This is a genomic window from Methylomarinum vadi, from assembly GCF_000733935.1.
In the GTDB taxonomy this organism is placed as follows: domain Bacteria; phylum Pseudomonadota; class Gammaproteobacteria; order Methylococcales; family Methylomonadaceae; genus Methylomarinum; species Methylomarinum vadi.
In genome coordinates, this window is record NZ_JPON01000001.1 from 1,075,413 (window position 1) to 1,094,711 (window position 19,299).

Consider the following 19,299-nt stretch of genomic DNA (forward strand, 5'->3'; position numbering starts at 1 on the left):
AACCTAGAGTTATTCCCCATCCCCCTCGTTAGCAGGCGGCTCGCTCACAGGACGTTTTTTCAAAAACAAAGGATGCAAGAATGCGCCGGCGAGAAATCCGCCCAAATGCGCCCACCAGGCGACATCGATGCTGACCCCCTCGAACATGACGGCCGTGGTCGCTTTCTGTAATTGCAATATGACCCACAATCCTAAGAAGGCAATCGCTGGGACATCGAAAAATAGCGGAACAATGATAATCGGAATCATGATGATGACCCGAGCGTAAGGGTATAGAAAAAAATACGCGCCTAAAACGCCCGCGATCGCCCCGGACGCCCCAACCACGGGAAAAGCCATTTCCGGATCGAAATGCCATTGCACGTAAGTCGCCAATAAGCCGCATAACAAATAAAACACCAAAAAGCGGCTATGCCCCATCAAATCCTCGATATTATCGGCAAATATCCATAGGAACAACATATTCATCAGAATATGTCCCCAGCCGCCATGCAAAAACAAGCTGGTCAGAAACGACAAATAATGGTCAGGCGGCAAGCCAAAACCGTATGCCCACTGGGGATGCGAGTAACGGATAGGCACCATGCCATAGAGATAGAGTATTTGCCGCTGCCCTTCTTCCGGCAACAACTGCATGAACAAAAAAACAGCCGTGCAAATGGCCATGATCGACCAAGTGACTACCGGAGTGGTATTACAGGGAATCGTATCTCTAATGGGGATCATAAAACATGCCGTTAAATTATTATGGTTATAGGTAAAGAAGACTTTATTTTAAATGGCTATGAACTTACAGCAGGTCCGCTCCCTGCCAGGAGCTTTCAAGCGATGGCGTAAATACTTCCCTCTGGCAATCAACAGCTTCTGCTTCACGTTTGATGTTTATAATCTGTAGCTTAAATAGACCTATGCGTTTTAAAAATGTTCGTTCCAAAGTTTTTCCAATCTCTTGGCAGAGACAGGATAAGCGGTTTTCAATTGCTGGGCAAACAATGAAACGCGAAACTCTTCCAGTGCCCAACGAAATGCCTGCCGTTCGGGAGTGACGATTTCACTCTTCATTTTTTCCTTAACATCGTTCCAGTAGCGAACCCAGAATCTAGTCAGCTCCTGCATGGCCTGAATCTCGTTTTTCTGTTTTTCCAAACGATAGGCGATTGCCTTTAAATAGCGCGGAAAATGTTTTAATTGCGCTAGCGGCGTATGTCGCACAAAACCACTGTACAACAAAAAATTCAACTGTTCCCTGATGTCGTTCGCCATCGCTCCGGTTACACCGGGCTGTTTTAGCTGGCTTTTCACGATCGAATATTGTTCGGCAATGTCGGACAACAATTTACCCACTTCGTTACCCACCGAAATCAACAGGTTCTTCCGTTCCGCCACAGCCGACTCGAACTGTTGTTGACTGCGGATATCGCCCTGTTGCACGAACACGGCCGCGAATACGGCATACAACATATCCTCGCGCAAATCCGCTCCTTCCCTGTCCGCCAACAATGGATGTTTCGGTAATTGGTCGAGCATCATAACGCTCCGTTGCGGCAGCGGAATATTCTTTTGCAAATATCTGCATTCCTTGCGACATTGACATTGAAACAGCCGATTCAATCCCGCCTCATGCGCCAATATCGCCTTTTGCATCGTATCGAAAATACGCACGCCCACGGCATCGCCTTCGTCGACAATCGCCGGATAGCCGACGAAAGATTGTCCTTTCTGCATGAACTGCCAGGTTTCCGGCAAATCATCGAAAGCCCAGGCGATGCAGCCGCTGTAATTGAGCTCGTCCGCGGCCAACTGCTCGAAGCTATCGCCGGCTTGTTGAGCATATTGTTTTTGCAGTTTATCGAGGTTTCGCCCATAGGCAAGCGAGCGGCCTTTTTCATCGACGACGCGGAAATTCATCTTCAGATGATCCGGCAACGCGTCCGGTTGCCATTCGTTCAACGGGATCGATTCGCCGGTCAGTTTGCGCAGCCTGTTGCTGAGCCATTCGAACAACGAGCCCTTGAAATCCGGCTCGATTTCCAGACAGCGTTGCGCGGTCTGTGGCACCGGCACGAAATGCTTGCGCAATTGTTTTGGCAATGTCTTGATCAGCGCGATCACTTTTTCTTCCAGCATCCCCGGCACCAACCAGTCGAACGGCTGCCGATGCAATTGGTTGAGCTGATGCACCGGAATGATGACCGTAACTCCATCCTCGTCATGGCCCGGTTCGAAACGGTATTGCAATTCCAGGGTCAAATCGCCGATTCTTTTGTGGTCCGGAAAGTCCCACTCGGTGACCTTTTCGTCATCGTGACGGGTCAGGTCCTCCTTGGTTAAAAACAAAATCCTGGGATTGTCTTTTTCCGCTTTTTTGCGCCATTGGTCCAGCGTGATGCCGTTGACAACCGTTTCCGGCAAGCGCTTGTCGTAAAACTGGTACAGCCACTCCTCGTCTTCCACCAGATCGACCCGTCTTCCCTTGTGCAGGATCTTCCCCACCTCCTCCAACAATTTCTGGTTAGCTTTATAGAACGGTGCATTGGTATGGTAATCCTGGGCGACCAGGCCGCAGCGGATGAAGATTTCCCGGGCCGCCTTGGGATCGATGCGTTCATAGGGGATCTTGCGTCCGGCCTGCAGCGTCAAGCCATACAACAAGGTTCTTTCGTAAACCGCGCAGCGGCCGGCTTTTTTCTCCCAATGCGGATCGTAATAATTGCGCTTGACCAGATGCTGGGCGCACTCCTCGATCCATTCCGGCTCGATCTTAGCGACGGTGCGCGCATAGACCTTCGAGGTCTCCACCTGTTCCGCCGCCATCAACCATTTCGGCCGCGCCTTGTGCTGGCCGGAACCCGGAAAAATGTAAAACTTCAGATTGCGCGCGCCGACATATTCGTATTGTTCATGACGAAAACCGATATTCGACAATAACCCGGTCAGCAAGGATCGATGGATCTCGGCGTAACCGGCCTCGACCTGATTGGGCCTGAGTTTCAACTCTCCCTTGATCACCTGCATGATCTGGCTGTGAATATCGTGCCATTCGCGCATCCGGATATAAGACAAAAAATTGTCGCGGCAATATTTACGCAGTTTGTTGTTCGATAAATGCTTTTTCTGTTCTTCGTAAGTATTCCAGAGATTCAGCAAACTCAGGAAATCCGAGTCCTCGGCCTTAAACAGCGCATGTTTGCTTTCGGCCTGCTGCATCTTATCGGCCGGTTTTTCACGGGGATCTTGAATGCTCAGCGCCGAGACGATGATAGCCACCTCGGTCAGGCAATTATTCTTGGCCGCGGCCAACAGCATGCGCGACAACTTAGGATCCGTCGGGATTTTCGCCAGCTGCTTGCCGACTACGGTCAGCTTGCCGCCCTTGTCCAATGCGTTAACTTCATGCAGCATGGTCTTGCCGTCGCGAATCATCTTGTCTTCGGGCGGTTCGACGAACGGAAATTTGTCGATATCGGCAAGCTTCAGCGACGTCATCTGCAAGATGACGGAGGATAGGTTGGTGCGCAGAATCTCCGGTTCGGTGAATTCCGGACGCGCCTTAAAATCCTCCTCCGAATACAGTCGGATACAAATACCCTCGGCGACCCGGCCGCAACGCCCGGCCCGCTGATTGGCGCTGGCCTGGGAAATCTTCTCGATCGGCAGGCGCTGGATCTTGCTGCGATGGCTGTAGCGGCTGATGCGGGCATGGCCGCTGTCGATCACGCAACGAATGCCGGGCACGGTCAATGACGTCTCGGCGACATTGGTGGCCAGCACAATACGCAGCCTCCCGCTAGGTTTGAACACCTGCTCCTGCTCCCTGACACTAAGCTTGGAATACAAGGGTAGGATTTCGTAACGGTTGCCGTGGTGTTTTTTCAGCGAATCGGTGGTTTCCTTGATTTCCTGTTCGCCGCTGAGGAAAATCAGGATGTCGCCGCGCAGGTCGCGGTGCAGTTCGTCGACCGCATCGAGTATCGCCTGCTGCAGATCGGCGGAAGTCTCGTCGTCCTCCTCGATTAATTCGATCGGCCGGTAACGGATCTCCACCGGATAGGTGCGGCCGGAAACGTTGATGATCGGAGCGTCGTCGAAATGTTTGGAAAACCGTTCCGGATCGATGGTCGCTGAAGTGATGATCAGTTTCAGGTCACGTCTTTTCGGCAACAGCCATTTCATGTAGCCAAGCAGGAAATCGATATTCAGGCTGCGTTCGTGCGCCTCGTCGATGATGATCGTATCGTACTGGTTCAGATAGGGATCATTCTGGGTTTCGGCCAGCAGGATGCCGTCGGTCATCAGCTTGACCAACGAGCGCTCGTGCGTTTTGTCGTGAAAGCGCACCTTATAACCGACCGACTCGCCGACCCCCTGCCCCAACTCCTCGGCGATGCGGTCGGCCACCGTGCGGGCGGCGATACGGCGCGGCTGGGTATGGCCGATGAAACCGGCTTCCCCCCGTCCTGCCTCGAGACAAATCTTGGGCAATTGCGTGGTCTTGCCGGAGCCGGTTTCGCCGCACACAATGACGACTTGGTGCTGCTTGATCAATTGTGCGATGTCGTCTTTTTTTTCGGTGACCGGCAAATCCGGAAAGTTAATGACCGGCTTGCCGGCCTTGCGCTGATTTCGTCTCGCAATCGAACGCTCGATCCTGTCGCATAATGCGGCGACCTTATCGACCGGATTCTTGCCTTTTTGATAATCGCCGCGCAGCCGATCCAGTTGTCGTTTGCAGGCATGCCGGTCCTGGTTCATACAGACCGGAAGTTTGCGGGACAATAGCTTTAGAGTATCGGAAACAGACATTTAACGCTGACAGAAAAAATCCGACTATTATATACTTTGATGAGTGTAACTTGCATTACCGATACCCGAGAACCATGCTGTCATCCGTAAGCCCCATTCATAACACAACCGGCGGGAGCCATAGGCCCGCAATTCGTCTTGGCGACGACGGCTCACAAACATCAGACAGAACAAAAAAAACGCCGGGGCCGGCACCGGCACAGAATGCATTGTCGCTTGAAGAGCTCAAAGCCGTTCAGCAATTAGAAACACGGGACCGGGAAGTTCGCGCCCATGAGCAGGCCCATCTCGGAGCGGCGGGAAATCTCGCCCTCGGCGGCGCCAATTTTACCTACGCGACTGGCCTGGACGGCAAACGCTATGCCATCGGCGGCGAAGTCAACATCGATATCGCGGAGATCGCCGGCGATCCCGAGGCCACCTTGAAAAAAGCGGACATGATCCGGCGCGCGGCATTGGCTCCGAGCAAACCTTCATCGCAAGACCAGAGAGTGGCCGGCAAGGCCGCGGCCATGGCTAATCAAGCTCAATTGGAATTATTGCGGCTAAAAACGGAAGGCGAACCAAGCCGCCACCCTCCGGGCATCACGCTCGACATTACCGTCTGACAGCGCCGAGATTAGCTGATGAATTCAATGGCAAAGCCCTGACCCGGTTCTATCCTGACCACCTTGCCCTGTTGCGTCGGCGCATCGTCGAATTCCAGAGTTCTTACCGAGACGATATCGCCTAGCTCGACTTTATCGTCGCAGCCCAACAGATACAATCCGCTGTCGGAAAAATCCCGCATGGTGACGATCATAGGATCGTCAGGGGAAATCTGTAAACTGATTTCGGCGCTGTGCCGTAACCGAATATGTCTACGTTTGTTGTTGCTCACTATGATTATTATTTACGCAAACTAAACAACCACCCGCTCAAGCGGGTGGGTTCCAATAACGGACTGAAAGTCCGGATACGCGTCGACTAAACGACGCGTCTTAGTCGGGCTCCATCTTGAAATTATCGTTTGGATTAGGTTCAAAGTGATGCTCCAAATATTGCTTTATCATCTCATCAGTCATTTGCCCCACTGTGGCGCAAAAATAACCGCGGGCTCAAAAATGTCGACCCCAATATCGCTTTTTCAAGTGCGGGAACTCTTCGAACAGATAGCTCGAAGTTCGTCCCTTGATTCGCCTCATGATTTCGCTTGGGGCCATAGTCGGCGGCGCACTCACCAAAATGTGCACATGATCTTTGCTCACGACACCTTTGATAATCCGTATCTCAAAGGCTTCGCATGTCTGCCGCACCAAGTCTCTCACTCGTTCGGCTATTTCATCCTTCAGCACTTTATAACGATACTTCGTAACCCAAACAAAATGATACTCAATTTGGTAAACCGTATGGCTGCCGTATCTATAGTCCATCGCCACCTCCTTGGGCAAATTATCGCAGCTAAAGCTGACCGGCTAAAGCCGGTGGTTTAAACCTTATGATGGATAATTAAAAACAAGCCGCTGGCGATGGCCAGGATATCGGCAACCAATGCACTATGCGGAAATGTAACATGAAACAATTGCATCAAGCTACGTAAGATCAACCAGATAGACAATAAAAGTAAGCCAATTTCTGAAAAACGCGTCTTGATCACGGACAACAGCACGACGCTTCCCGATATTAGCGCCAGCACGGCCAGCACCGTCCGTTGATGGCTAAAATGCCAATGAGTCAAATCCAATAAAGCGATCGCAATCAGCCATATGCCCAATAGTAGCAAGCCTATACTTTTCATCGCCTTCCCTAGATTTCCACCAACAGTCTGTTACAGCTACTGCGTTCCAAATTATTCAGACATTCCTGGGACAACGAAGTGAAAGGCTCTAGTCCCTTAGCATCGGGCAATTGATTCCTGCCGGCAGACTCAATTGCCGAGATGACGGCGGCCACCGACATCCGGTTGATATCGTAGGCCGGCTGATAAACCATGGCTTCTTCTTCCTCTACCTTGAGTTCCACGATTAAACCGCTATGCAATAACGTATCCAGGGATTTTTGCACGACGGATAATGGCAGATTCAATTGCGTTGCAATACTTTCCGCATTTAGGGGGCGTTCGCCAAGAAAAAACTTATTTACAATAATATGCATGATCTGCATCGCCAAGGTTTTCTTTAGGGAAAGGCTTAATTCGGAAAATTTTTCGTTATGGCAATAACTGGCATAATTTTGAATATAAAAGGAAAATTCACACCCCAGCAACACGACGAACCAACCCAGTTGCAGCCAGATCAGAAACAACGGCAAGGCGGCAAAACTGCCATAGACGGCATTATAGCTGGATGCTCCAATTTGCAATGTCAAATAAGCCCACTGCACCCATTGATAAAGAATGCCGGTGACGATCCCGGCAACAAGGCCGGCTTTAACGTTAATTTTCCTGTTCGGCATAAACATGAAGATAAAGGTAAACAACAGCGCCATGATCAGCAAAGGCGAAAAACTCAACGCATAGAGAACTAATTGGGTGCCGAATTCGGGTAAATGAATAACTTCCATCAACCAAGTCAGCTTGGTTTTGACGAACACGGTGATGCTGCCCGATAAAATCAATAGAACCGGCGCTAGCAGCATCATCGACAAGTAATCACTGAGCTTTCTAGCTAGATTCCGATTCCGTTCGACTTTCCAAATATGGTTGAAAGACTCTTCGATATTGCCGATCACCTTGATCACGGTCCAAAACAATAGCACAATACCGATACCGGCGACGACGCCCCCTTTGGTATTGGCCAGCATGTTTTCGGCGAACTCGATCAGCTGAATCATCATCGTATCTTGTTCGGGCGTTTGTTCCAGCAACCGCTCACGCAGCATCTTTTCGAAGCCGAACCCTTTGGCGACGCCAAACAATAATGCGATGACCGGCACGATGGACAACAAGGTATAAAGAGTCAGGGCCGAGGCGCGTAGCGGACAAAGATCCCTAACAAACCCCTGCAAAGACAACAGGACGATACGCAAGAATTTAACGGCAAGCGCTTGCACGCCGCTAAGCCTGTTTTCCTGTATCAACCAGATACCTTCTTTAATAAAGTCAGTGGTTTTGGTTAACATTTCAACTATATTCGGAAGAATTTTCAGTAATCATTAGCTAAGCTTAACTCTAAAAAGTAAAAAAACAACTTGCCCATGGATTCCGGACAACAAAAATTATCGACGACTCTGCTAGTCATTTTTTTTATAGCGGTTAGCTATATCGTCCTGGGCTTATTGGGCTTACAATTGGCCGTGCCTCCCAGCCAAGCCGGCGCGGTTTGGCCTCCCGCCGGCATTGCATTGGCAGCCATGCTGTTATGCGGCCCGCGTATCTGGCCTGGCATTTTCATCGGTAATTTCTGCATCAGCGCCTGGGCGTTCGGTTTTAATCCCGAGTCGCTGGCCATCTATTTGGCAACCGGCAGTGGCGCCTCGCTTTGCGCTTATACCGGTTACCGCTTGATCAAGCATTTCATCGGCATTCCCAACGACCTGATCAAAGACAGGGATATTGTTTTGTTTCTGCTGTTGGGAGGTCCGCTAAGCTGTTTGATTCCGGCGACAATCGGAATCGGTTCGATGTTCCTCGCCGGCATCATCAGCTGGCGCGAGATCGCCGTAAACTGGTTCAGTTGGTGGGTCGGCGACACCATCGGCGTCTTGATTTTCACTCCTTTGGTGCTGACGTTGTTTTACCGGAACAATCCGGTCTGGAAGAGACGGCGGACGATCCTGACGCTGCCCTTACTCGGCACTTTCCTGCTGGTAATCCTGCTGTTCTTTTACGTGCAAAAACAGGAGTACGACCGCCGTCATGAACAATTCGCCAATCAAAGTAAAATTATTACGCAATCGATTAACGCACGCATTCAAACCCATATCAGAACGCTAGAATCCATCCACAGCTTTTTCATCAGTTCCGAGCGCATTAAACAAGATGAATTCAGGCTATTCACCCGTTCCACCTTACAACAATATCCGGAACTGAAATTGATTCGCTGGCTCAGATACGACCTAAAAAAAAAGCTGGTAACGGAATATTATGAAAGGAATGGAGAGGCCCAGGCATTGAACATAAACGAAGTTCCGACCCGGTTGCTCTCTCAATTGAACAACGAGTTGATCATTTCCCCCGCATCGTCGCTTTATTTGCGAAACGACGCGAACATCGTGGATTTATATACGCCGGTATACCGCCACACAAATAATATCCAAATCGATTTTATCGGGATCATCTCGTTATCCTTAAATATCAGGAACCTGGTCGATCAACTTATGAAAGACTCGCAATTCGCCAATATCGACCTAGCCATCATCGATTCGGCTACGGCCCGGGAAATTTATAATAATATCGCCCAAAGGACTCAATTAAAGAGCACGCATCAGTACCGATTGAATATCGCCAACCAAGAATGGCTACTATTTTATGGGCATAATATCCATATCGACAATAAAACTCACTGGTCGTTGTGGTGGGTCATCATCAGCGGTTTGTTGTTCACCTGTTTACTGGGGGCGGGGTTGCTATTCCTGACCGGCCGCTATTTCCTGACCGAAACGATGGTCCGGGAGCGTACCTCAGAACTATTGGCGGCAAAAAATCACGCCGAAGCAGCCAATCAAGCGAAATCCCGTTTTCTTTCCAATATCAGCCATGAATTACGGACTCCGTTGAATGGCATACTCGGTTTTACCCAATTGCTGCAACAAAAAAGTTATTTACACGACGACGACCGGAAACAGATCAATATCATCGATCACTGCGGCCAGCATTTATTAAACCTGATCAACGACTTGCTCGACATTTCCCGAATCGAGAGCAACAAAATCAAGATTCAGCAAAATCAATTCGACTTGAATGTATTTCTGGAAGATATTGTTTCCATTTTCAAGATTAAGGCGGAAAAAAGACATCTTAACTTCATAGTCAGCAAAAAATTGCGGCAGCCTAACCTCTATTCGGACGAAAAACGCTTGCGTCAGATCCTGGTTAATCTGCTCGGTAATGCCATCAAATTTACCGAGCGCGGCCATATCAGCCTCTCCGTCCTTGACGACGACCGGGAATTAATTATCCATCATAAGGTTTAAACCACCGGCTTTAGCCGGTCAGCTTTAGCTGCGATAATTTGCCCAAGGAGGTGGCGATGGACTATAGATACGGCAGCCATACGGTTTACCAAATTGAGTATCATTTTGTTTGGGTTACGAAGTATCGTTATAAAGTGCTGAAGGATGAAATAGCCGAACGAGTGAGAGACTTGGTGCGGCAGACATGCGAAGCCTTTGAGATACGGATTATCAAAGGTGTCGTGAGCAAAGATCATGTGCACATTTTGGTGAGTGCGCCGCCGACTATGGCCCCAAGCGAAATCATGAGGCGAATCAAGGGACGAACTTCGAGCTATCTGTTCGAAGAGTTCCCGCACTTGAAAAAGCGATATTGGGGTCGACATTTTTGAGCCCGCGGTTATTTTTGCGCCACAGTGGGGCAAATGACTGATGAGATGATAAAGCAATATTTGGAGCATCACTTTGAACCTAATCCAAACGATAATTTCAAGATGGAGCCCGACTAAGACGCGTCGTTTAGTCGACGCGTATCCGGACTTTCAGTCCGTTATTGGAACCCACCCGCTTGAGCGGGTGGTTGTTTAGTTTCATCATCGAAGATACCGGTTGCGGTATCTCTTCCGATCATCAAGAACTGGTTTTTTCGCCATTCATACAAATCAATCAACAAGACTTTTCCCGAGAAGGCGTTGGCCTGGGGTTAGCCATCACTTATGAGTTGGTCCGCTTACTGGGCGGAACGATTTCCCTCTCCAGCCACCCCGGACAAGGCAGTACGTTCACCGTCCGCCTGCCGCGCCAGGAAGCCGCTGAACAAAAGCCTCTTGCAACAGTTGTCCCACGAAACGAGGTTAAGCCAAGCCATGGCCTACGCCTGTTGGTCGCCGACGATAATGAACTAAACAACCACCCGCTCAAGCGGGTGGGTTCCAATAACGGACTGAAAGTCCGGATACGCGTCGACTAAACGACGCGTCTTAGTCGGGCTCCATCTTGAAATTATCGTTTGGATTAGGTTCAAAGTGATGCTCCAAATATTGCTTTATCATCTCATCAGTCATTTGCCCCACTGTGGCGCAAAAATAACCGCGGGCTCAAAAATGTCGACCCCAATATCGCTTTTTCAAGTGCGGGAACTCTTCGAACAGATAGCTCGAAGTTCGTCCCTTGATTCGCCTCATGATTTCGCTTGGGGCCATAGTCGGCGGCGCACTCACCAAAATGTGCACATGATCTTTGCTCACGACACCTTTGATAATCCGTATCTCAAAGGCTTCGCATGTCTGCCGCACCAAGTCTCTCACTCGTTCGGCTATTTCATCCTTCAGCACTTTATAACGATACTTCGTAACCCAAACAAAATGATACTCAATTTGGTAAACCGTATGGCTGCCGTATCTATAGTCCATCGCCACCTCCTTGGGCAAATTATCGCAGCTAAAGCTGACCGGCTAAAGCCGGTGGTTTAAACCTTATGATGGATACTAAACAACCACCCGCTCAAGCGGGTGGGTTCCAATAACGGACTGAAAGTCCGGATACGCGTCGACTAAACGACGCGTCTTAGTCGGGCTCCATCTTGAAATTATCGTTTGGATTAGGTTCAAAGTGATGCTCCAAATATTGCTTTATCATCTCATCAGTCATTTGCCCCACTGTGGCGCAAAAATAACCGCGGGCTCAAAAATGTCGACCCCAATATCGCTTTTTCAAGTGCGGGAACTCTTCGAACAGATAGCTCGAAGTTCGTCCCTTGATTCGCCTCATGATTTCGCTTGGGGCCATAGTCGGCGGCGCACTCACCAAAATGTGCACATGATCTTTGCTCACGACACCTTTGATAATCCGTATCTCAAAGGCTTCGCATGTCTGCCGCACCAAGTCTCTCACTCGTTCGGCTATTTCATCCTTCAGCACTTTATAACGATACTTCGTAACCCAAACAAAATGATACTCAATTTGGTAAACCGTATGGCTGCCGTATCTATAGTCCATCGCCACCTCCTTGGGCAAATTATCGCAGCTAAAGCTGACCGGCTAAAGCCGGTGGTTTAAACCTTATGATGGATAATTAAATTCAAATTCCGCGGTTTCACCGATTTCAGGACCGGCAACACCAATCATTCCGGCAACTTCCATGTGCTGACGCAACCGCAGATGCTGATCGACGTCGGCGACCTGGCCGGCTGGAAAAGCGATAAGGTCTACATCGGCACCGAATATATGTATTGGTATCGAAAATTCGGCCTCGACGGCGTCGAGGAATCGACCGTGCAAGGCATGATCATCGCCTTCTTCTGATCGTAAAGAATTACCCGTTTTTCACCGTTAAAAGGTAGAATATCCAATTTTGGATTCAACTCGAACAACAAAATGCGCACCTCACAATTTCCTCTCAGCACCGTCAAAGAAATCCCTTCCGATGCCGAAATCGCCAGCCATAAACTGATGATTCGCGCCGGCCTGATCCGCAAGCTGGCGGCCGGGGTCTATACTTGGCTGCCGCTGGGTCTTCGGGTGTTACGCAAAGTCGAAACCATCGTGCGCGAAGAAATGGAAAAAGCCGGCGCCCTGGAAGTATTGATGCCTGCACTGCAACCGGCCGAACTATGGCAGGAAACCGGCCGCTGGGAGCAATACGGTCCGGAACTGGCCCGCCTGAAAGACCGTCACGAGCGCGATTTTTGCCTGGGCCCGACGCACGAGGAAATCATTACCGATCTGGCTCGCAACGAGCTTAAAAGCTACAAACAATTGCCGATCACCTATTACCAGATCCAAACCAAATTCCGCGACGAAATCCGCCCCCGCTTCGGCGTGATGCGCTCGCGCGAATTCGTCATGAAGGACGCCTATTCTTTCCATCTGGACCAGGAATCGCTGCAGCAAACCTATGAAGTCATGTATCAGGCCTATAGCAATATTTTCAGCCGTTTCGGCCTGAAGTTCCGCGCCGTCATCGCCGACTCGGGCTCGATCGGCGGCGCAGTGTCGCACGAATTCCATGTGCTGGCCGACTCCGGCGAGGACGCGATCGCTTTTTCCGACAGCAGCGACTATGCCGCCAATATCGAAAAAGCCGAGGCATTGGCGCCCGAAGGCAACCGGCCGGCGGCCACGCAATCGTTGGCGAAGACGGCGACGCCGCAGCAACACAGCATCGACGAAGTCAGCCAATTTTTCGGCATTACCGCCGCGCAATGCCTGAAAACGCTAATCGTGCGGGGCGAGGAAGAAAACAGCCTAGTCGCGCTGCTGCTAAGCGGCGACCACGAATTGAATCCGATCAAGGCGGAAAAAATCGACGGCATCGCCGCGCCGCTGCAATTTGCCAGCGACGAAGAGATTGCCTCGGCCTGCGGCTGCAAACCCGGCTCGATCGGGCCCATCGGCCTGCGTATTCCGGTCATCGCCGATCGCGGCGTAACCTTGATGGCCGATTTCGTCTGCGGCGCCAACGACGATGGCTACCATTATCAAGGCGTCAACTGGGAACGCGACCTCCCTTTTCCGGAACGGGTCGAAGACATTCGCCTGGTGGTCGAAGGCGATCCCAGCCCGGACGGCAAAGGCATGCTGACCATCGCCCGCGGGATCGAGGTCGGCCATATCTTCCAGCTCGGCGCCAAATACAGCGAAGCGATGAAAGCCTCTATCATTAATGAAGACGGCAAGAACCAGATCATGATCATGGGTTGTTACGGCATCGGCATTTCCCGGGTCGTCGCCGCCGCGATCGAGCAGGGCCATGACGACAACGGCATCATCTGGCCTAACGAACTGGCACCGTTCCAAGTCGCCCTGTGCCCGATGAACATGCATAAATCCGATCGCTTGCAAGAGGTTGCGGAAAAAATCTATCGGGACTTGCAGGCCGCCGGTATCGAAGTGTTGTTCGACGATCGCAAGGTTCGCGCCGGCTTCATGTTCTCGGACATGGAGTTGATCGGCATTCCGCACCGTCTCGTGATTGGCGACCGCGGCCTGGACAAAGGCCTGATCGAATATCGGGGCCGCACCGACAGTGCCAGCCAGGACATTCCGTTGGCCGACGTCGTCGAATTCATTCACAACAAATTGGCATAACTCATCCGGCCGATTCGCCTTAAGGCGAATCGGCCCAACCCCATATAGTCATCGCGCTTCAAATTTCGACACCTTAACACCTTCGCCCTCCGGGAGAAGACTGGATGAGGGCATCAGAAGAACCGAAATTTGAAGTGCGAACAGCATAAAAACCAGCAATTTCGAGTGGTTGGCGGCGGCAAACCCGCAACGCTCACATAATCGAAAGCAATCCAACCTTTACGGGCTACACTTCTTCCGTTATAAAGAAAGTCGCTTAAAGGCAAAGTCCGATCGCATATGAAGCCTTCTTATTCCAAACGACATTCTCCGCGTCAACACGGCGGCAAGAAAGCCTTACCCAGCGCCGCACATAAATCCGGCCTGCCGCCGGGATCGCTGGTGCATATTGGCCAAGTCCATCTGTCAGAATGCCGAATCAGCGTCACCCAATACAACGCCACTTTCTTGCATCAACAAGAAATCGCCTCGCTGGACGAACTGCCTTCCCTCAAAAACCAACGGCTCATCACTTGGATTAATATCGATGGTTTGACCGACACCAGTGTCATCGAGGGTATCGGCCATGTTTTCAACATCCATCCCCTGGTGCTGGAGGATATTCTTAGCACGCATCAACGGCCCAAGTTGGAGGAGTACGAGGATTTTCTGTATCTGGTGGTCAAAGGCATCAGCATGGCCGGTGCCGAAGGCTTCAACCTTCAGTACGAACAAATCAGCCTATTGCTGCTAGAAGATTATGTCATCACGTTCAAGGAAAAGGCCGACGATATTTTCCAACCGATACATCACCGCCTGCAGAACCGTAAGGGCCGGCTACGTACGGGCGGAAACGATTATCTGGCTTACGTCATCCTCGATACCATTGTCGACGAATATTTCGTAGTCGAAGACCGGCTCGATGTTGTCATCGATCCCTTGGAAGAGAGTCTGCTAAACTCCCCCAGCGACGACTCCCTGCAGACTATACAACAACTACGCCGCGAGCTGATCGCCATGAAGCGCAATATTGCCCCGTTGCGCGACTTATTGACACAGATCCACTATGCCGACACCACATTGCTGGATGAAAAAACCCTGCGCTATTTCACCGACGTGCACGACCACGTGCTACGTATCACCGACTCGCTGGAGTCCTATCGGGAACGTATCGCCGCCATGCAGGACATTTATCTAAGCAGCCTCAGCAATAAAATGAACGAAACGATGAAGGTTTTGACCGTTTTCGCCTCGATCTTCATACCGCTCACGTTCATTGCCGGCATTTACGGCATGAACTTCGAGTATATGCCCGAATTGAAATGGCACTGGGCCTATCCCTCGCTATGGAGGCTGTCGTAAAAGCCCCCCAACCAGCTACATACGGTAAAATAACCCTATCCAAACCTATTAGAAATAGATCAATGGCAGCCGAAGTGAACATTAGACCCGTCAGGACATTGTATAGCGCCAAGCAGTATTCGCTATTCGATGAATGCGAGGTTGAACCGTTACCTGAGTTGATCGCTCAATCGAACTCAAGCGAACCGATGGCCCATTTTGAAGCGCCCGACCCGCGCGGCTTATCGATCAACGGTAAACCGCTCGGCGAACATCTGGAGCACGCCGGCTTAACCATCCCGTTGAAATTGCGCCCCTTCCTGCAATCGCTATCCTTCGCCGAGTTCGAAGCCCGTTATCGGCCCGGCGGGCGTCCGCCGTATGCGCCACGTGCGATGGTGGGGATTATTCTCTACGGCCTGTTACAAGGCATCAGCAGCCTGCGCGACTTGGAGCGTTTAGCTCGAGCCGATGTGGGGTGTTGGTGGCTAAGTGGCGGTATCATGCCGGATCACTCAGTCATTGGCCGTTTCGTCCATCAGCATGCCGAATCATTGACGACCGAATTTTTCGATCAACTGGCGCGCCGTACTTTGAAAGTCACAGGCTCAGGCACGACGACGTTGGCGGGCGACGGTACCGTGATCGAAGCCATGTCCTCCCGGTTTCAATTGATGAAGGAAGAAGCGCTCAAGCAAGCCTTGGCGCAAGCGCAGGAAGCCGCGCAAGCCAAACCCGACGATGCAGCGGCAAGCAAGCGGTTGAACCTATTGGAACAAGCCCAAGCCGAGCTAAAGTCTCGCCAGCAAAAACAAGCCGCCAAAGGCAAAGATCCGGCCAAGACCCAAGTACAAAGCAACGAGCCGGAGGCGGTATTACAGCCGCAAAAGAACTCCAAAGACTTTCGCGGCAGTTATAAACCGTCGGTATTGGCGAACGACAATCGAGTGATCGTGGCTTGCGACGTTCATCCTTCCAGCGAAACCGAGGTGGTGCCGGGCTTACTGGATCGCGCCCAAGCCATGGGAGGCGTCGAAACAGCTCTGTTCGATGCTGGCTATTTCAGCAATGGCGTCTTGGATACTGCTGAGCAACACAACATCGAATTGCTTTGTCCGGAAGGCCAAAGTGAAGGAGACGATTGGAACAAACAATCCAACAAACAAATCCCCAAAAGCCGCTTTATTTATCAGGCCGACGACGACACCTATCGCTGTCCGGGGCAACAACGCTTGACTCGCCGTCACACCTGCAAAGGCGGTAAAAGTGGCCGCGCTTATACCGTCTACGCCTGCGATGCCTGTTCAGACTGCCCGCTGAAATCCCAATGCACGCGTAGCGAGAGTGGTCGCACCCTCAAACGCTATGACAGCGATACACAAAAAGAAGCCCTGCGCCTGAAAATGGACCAGCCCGAACCTCGGCAACGCTATCGACAGCGGCAGGCCATGGTGGAGCCCGTCTTCAGTCAGCTACGCGGTCGCCAAGGTTTGAATCGCTTTCGCCGTAAAGGTTTGGCGGGTGTCAAAGTAGAGTTCGCCTTGCACGCCATGGCTTACAATCTGAGCCGCGCCTTAGTGGCAGCTCTTTTTCGTGCTTTATATCATTGGCTTAGCCGGTTTATGAGCTCGTTTGACCGAATGGTCGACATTTGGCTGAGTTACACTACTGACTTGCCAACTTCGCCGACCGTGGAAAATACGGCCGGTTTCCAGTGGTAAATCAAAGAAATTGGGGTTTTACGACGCCCTCCTATGGGCGTTGTTCGTCGTTATTACGGTCATTCTGCTGCTTTTTTTCAAAAGAAAGAAGTGGCTCTGACTGTAATACTGTAGACAAAAGCAGTTTGGCATAGGCAACCTAGATAATGCTAACTAAACAACCACCCGCTCAAGCGGGTGGGTTCCAATAACGGACTGAAAGTCCGGATACGCGTCGACTAAACGACGCGTCTTAGTCGGGCTCCATCTTGAAATTATCGTTTGGATTAGGTTCAAAGTGATGCTCCAAATATTGCTTTATCATCTCATCAGTCATTTGCCCCACTGTGGCGCAAAAATAACCGCGGGCTCAAAAATGTCGACCCCAATATCGCTTTTTCAAGTGCGGGAACTCTTCGAACAGATAGCTCGAAGTTCGTCCCTTGATTCGCCTCATGATTTCGCTTGGGGCCATAGTCGGCGGCGCACTCACCAAAATGTGCACATGATCTTTGCTCACGACACCTTTGATAATCCGTATCTCAAAGGCTTCGCATGTCTGCCGCACCAAGTCTCTCACTCGTTCGGCTATTTCATCCTTCAGCACTTTATAACGATACTTCGTAACCCAAACAAAATGATACTCAATTTGGTAAACCGTATGGCTGCCGTATCTATAGTCCATCGCCACCTCCTTGGGCAAATTATCGCAGCTAAAGCTGACCGGCTAAAGCCGGTGGTTTAAACCTTATGATGGATACTAAACAACCACCCGCTCAAGCGGGTGGGTTCCAATAACGGACTGAAAGTCCGGATACGCGTCGACTAAACGACGCGTCTTAGTCGGGCTCCATCTTGAAATTATCGTTTGGATTAGGTTCAAAGTGATGCTCCAAATATTGCTTTATCATCTCATCAGTCATTTGCCCCACTGTGGCGCAAAAATAACCGCGGGCTCAAAAATGTCGACCCCAATATCGCTTTTTCAAGTGCGGGAACTCTTCGAACAGATAGCTCGAAGTTCGTCCCTTGATTCGCCTCATGATTTCGCTTGGGGCCATAGTCGGCGGCGCACTCACCAAAATGTGCACATGATCTTTGCTCACGACACCTTTGATAATCCGTATCTCAAAGGCTTCGCATGTCTGCCGCACCAAGTCTCTCACTCGTTCGGCTATTTCATCCTTCAGCACTTTATAACGATACTTCGTAACCCAAACAAAATGATACTCAATTTGGTAAACCGTATGGCTGCCGTATCTATAGTCCATCGCCACCTCCTTGGGCAAATTATCGCAGCTAAAGCTGACCGGCTAAAGCCGGTGGTTTAAACCTTATGATGGATAATTAAGGTATTCATTCCGCCAAGGTTCAACCCTCCAGATGACTTTATCCGATGTTTCCCGTGCGTTGGCTCAACCGGTTCGCTACCGGGTTTTAACCCGCTATCTCGCCCGTATCGGCCTCGTCGTGATCGTCTTGCGCTTGGTGCCGATCTTAGTAGCGGGAATCGACGGTGACTGGCGCTTCATGTTCAGCCAAGTGATCATGTTGACAGCGCTCGGCGCAATCTGCCTTCCCCTTTCGCGCCTAAAAGCCCCCGAAGGCATCAAGGACAATGAAGTATTGGTCATCTCGGCCCTGTCTTTTTTCCTGTCGGCAGCATCGGGCGCCCTTCCATTTTTCGGAGAAGGATTGACTCCCATCGATGCATTGTTTGAAGCGGTTTCGGGTGTGACGACGACGGGCTTAAGTACGATGGGACAGGTACAACAACATTCCACCGGCTTTCTCTTTTCCAGGGCCTGGATGCAATGGTATGGTGGTTTGGGGGTGGTGATTTTTTCCGTTGCATTGTTGTTCCTGGACCAAGGCATCGCTACCCGGCGCCTCGCCATGGGCGATATCAGCGATAACCGCGACATCCTCGGCAATGCCCGCAGCCATTCGATCAAATTACTCATCGTCTATTGCGCGCTGACTCTGCTCACGATCATCTTGCTACTGTTGGCGGGAAGCAATCCGTTGAGCGCGGTGACCCATGCGCTAAGCGGCATTTCGACCGGCGGATTTTCCATTTACGATGCCAGCCTCGCCGCCATCGATCCCTGGTTGGTCCAATTCCTGATCGTGTTTTGCGGCGTGCTGGGCGCCATTTCGTTACCCTTTTATTATCGCTTTGCCCGCAACGGCGTTAAAGAGTTGTCATACAACCTGGAAATCCGCGCCCTGCTGTTGTTGTCGTTTGCCGTGATCGGTTTGCTTTTTTTTTTGCGGCAAGGATAGTGGCCTGGAT

The 19,299-nt window shown here is 50.9% G+C and carries 13 protein-coding genes and 6 pseudogenes; 9 read left to right on the forward strand and 10 right to left on the reverse strand.

The window, feature by feature from the left end; translation table 11 throughout:
- Nucleotides 1-9: 9 nt before the first annotated feature.
- Nucleotides 10-726: a rhomboid family intramembrane serine protease gene (locus EP25_RS0105455; RefSeq protein WP_031432956.1), complete on the reverse strand. Its 717-nt coding sequence runs from the start codon at nucleotides 724-726 to the stop codon at nucleotides 10-12.
- A 189-nt stretch (nucleotides 727-915) separates the two neighbouring features.
- Nucleotides 916-4,803, reverse strand: coding sequence for an ATP-dependent RNA helicase HrpA (gene hrpA, locus EP25_RS0105460; protein WP_031432957.1), 3,888 nt, complete (start codon nucleotides 4,801-4,803; stop codon nucleotides 916-918).
- 74 nt (nucleotides 4,804-4,877) lie between these two features.
- On the opposite strand from hrpA, the gene EP25_RS0105465 reads away from it, so the two are divergent.
- Nucleotides 4,878-5,411, forward strand: coding sequence for a putative metalloprotease CJM1_0395 family protein (locus EP25_RS0105465; RefSeq protein ID WP_084190967.1), 534 nt, complete (start codon nucleotides 4,878-4,880; stop codon nucleotides 5,409-5,411).
- A gap of 11 nt (nucleotides 5,412-5,422) precedes the next feature.
- On the opposite strand, the gene EP25_RS0105470 is transcribed toward EP25_RS0105465, so the two are convergent.
- The 4 genes and pseudogenes from EP25_RS0105470 to EP25_RS0105490 all read right to left on the reverse strand — a co-directional run bounded on the left by EP25_RS0105470 (nucleotide 5,423) and on the right by EP25_RS0105490 (nucleotide 7,902).
- A complete protein-coding gene (locus EP25_RS0105470) occupies nucleotides 5,423-5,683 on the reverse strand; it encodes a PilZ domain-containing protein (protein ID WP_031432959.1) in 261 nt (86 codons plus the stop codon).
- A gap of 100 nt (nucleotides 5,684-5,783) precedes the next feature.
- Nucleotides 5,784-6,215: pseudogene (gene tnpA / locus EP25_RS0105480) on the reverse strand (IS200/IS605 family transposase).
- Nucleotides 6,216-6,271: 56 nt separating this feature from the next.
- Nucleotides 6,272-6,580, reverse strand: coding sequence for a hypothetical protein (locus tag EP25_RS0105485; protein WP_031432960.1), 309 nt, complete (start codon nucleotides 6,578-6,580; stop codon nucleotides 6,272-6,274).
- A gap of 8 nt (nucleotides 6,581-6,588) precedes the next feature.
- Nucleotides 6,589-7,902 (reverse strand): YhjD/YihY/BrkB family envelope integrity protein, encoded by a 1,314-nt coding sequence (locus EP25_RS0105490; RefSeq protein WP_031432961.1) that lies wholly within the window; start codon nucleotides 7,900-7,902, stop codon nucleotides 6,589-6,591.
- Nucleotides 7,903-7,977: 75 nt separating this feature from the next.
- On the opposite strand from EP25_RS0105490, the gene EP25_RS0105495 reads away from it, so the two are divergent.
- From EP25_RS0105495 to EP25_RS24150, 3 genes and pseudogenes are all read left to right on the forward strand, one after another.
- Nucleotides 7,978-9,915 carry an MASE1 domain-containing protein gene (locus EP25_RS0105495; protein WP_051906410.1) on the forward strand — a complete coding sequence of 646 codons (1,938 nt, stop codon included), beginning with the start codon at nucleotides 7,978-7,980 and terminating at the stop codon, nucleotides 9,913-9,915.
- A 56-nt stretch (nucleotides 9,916-9,971) separates the two neighbouring features.
- Nucleotides 9,972-10,403 (forward strand): annotated as a pseudogene (gene tnpA, locus EP25_RS0105500) (IS200/IS605 family transposase).
- Between the two features lie 59 nt (nucleotides 10,404-10,462).
- Nucleotides 10,463-10,864, forward strand: coding sequence for an ATP-binding protein (locus EP25_RS24150; protein WP_327036913.1), 402 nt, complete (start codon nucleotides 10,463-10,465; stop codon nucleotides 10,862-10,864).
- A 10-nt stretch (nucleotides 10,865-10,874) separates the two neighbouring features.
- Here EP25_RS24150 and tnpA (EP25_RS0105520) read toward each other — a convergent pair.
- Both tnpA (EP25_RS0105520) and tnpA (EP25_RS0105530) read right to left on the reverse strand, forming a co-directional pair.
- Nucleotides 10,875-11,306 (reverse strand): annotated as a pseudogene (tnpA, locus tag EP25_RS0105520) (IS200/IS605 family transposase).
- 154 nt (nucleotides 11,307-11,460) lie between these two features.
- A pseudogene (gene tnpA, locus EP25_RS0105530) lies at nucleotides 11,461-11,892 on the reverse strand (IS200/IS605 family transposase).
- A 144-nt stretch (nucleotides 11,893-12,036) separates the two neighbouring features.
- On the opposite strand from tnpA (EP25_RS0105530), the gene EP25_RS22885 reads away from it, so the two are divergent.
- The 4 genes from EP25_RS22885 (at nucleotide 12,037) to EP25_RS0105555 (ending at nucleotide 17,024) form a co-directional block, all read left to right on the forward strand.
- Nucleotides 12,037-12,198 (forward strand): hypothetical protein, encoded by a 162-nt coding sequence (locus EP25_RS22885; protein ID WP_200875016.1) that lies wholly within the window; start codon nucleotides 12,037-12,039, stop codon nucleotides 12,196-12,198.
- A gap of 72 nt (nucleotides 12,199-12,270) precedes the next feature.
- Complete coding sequence (locus tag EP25_RS0105545) at nucleotides 12,271-13,983, forward strand: proline--tRNA ligase (protein WP_031432964.1); 1,713 nt, start codon at nucleotides 12,271-12,273, stop codon at nucleotides 13,981-13,983.
- 279 nt (nucleotides 13,984-14,262) lie between these two features.
- A complete protein-coding gene (gene corA / locus EP25_RS0105550; RefSeq protein ID WP_036300272.1) occupies nucleotides 14,263-15,324 on the forward strand; it encodes a magnesium/cobalt transporter CorA in 1,062 nt (353 codons plus the stop codon).
- Between the two features lie 62 nt (nucleotides 15,325-15,386).
- Nucleotides 15,387-17,024: an IS1182 family transposase gene (locus EP25_RS0105555; RefSeq protein WP_051906412.1), complete on the forward strand. Its 1,638-nt coding sequence runs from the start codon at nucleotides 15,387-15,389 to the stop codon at nucleotides 17,022-17,024.
- Between the two features lie 232 nt (nucleotides 17,025-17,256).
- On the opposite strand, the pseudogene tnpA (EP25_RS0105565) reads toward EP25_RS0105555, so the two are convergent.
- A pseudogene (gene tnpA, locus EP25_RS0105565) lies at nucleotides 17,257-17,688 on the reverse strand (IS200/IS605 family transposase).
- Between the two features lie 154 nt (nucleotides 17,689-17,842).
- A pseudogene (gene tnpA, locus EP25_RS0105575) lies at nucleotides 17,843-18,274 on the reverse strand (IS200/IS605 family transposase).
- Between the two features lie 112 nt (nucleotides 18,275-18,386).
- Here tnpA (EP25_RS0105575) and EP25_RS24025 point away from each other — a divergent pair.
- Nucleotides 18,387-19,289, forward strand: coding sequence for a potassium transporter TrkG (locus tag EP25_RS24025; protein WP_051906414.1), 903 nt, complete (start codon nucleotides 18,387-18,389; stop codon nucleotides 19,287-19,289).
- Nucleotides 19,290-19,299: the final 10 nt, after the last annotated feature.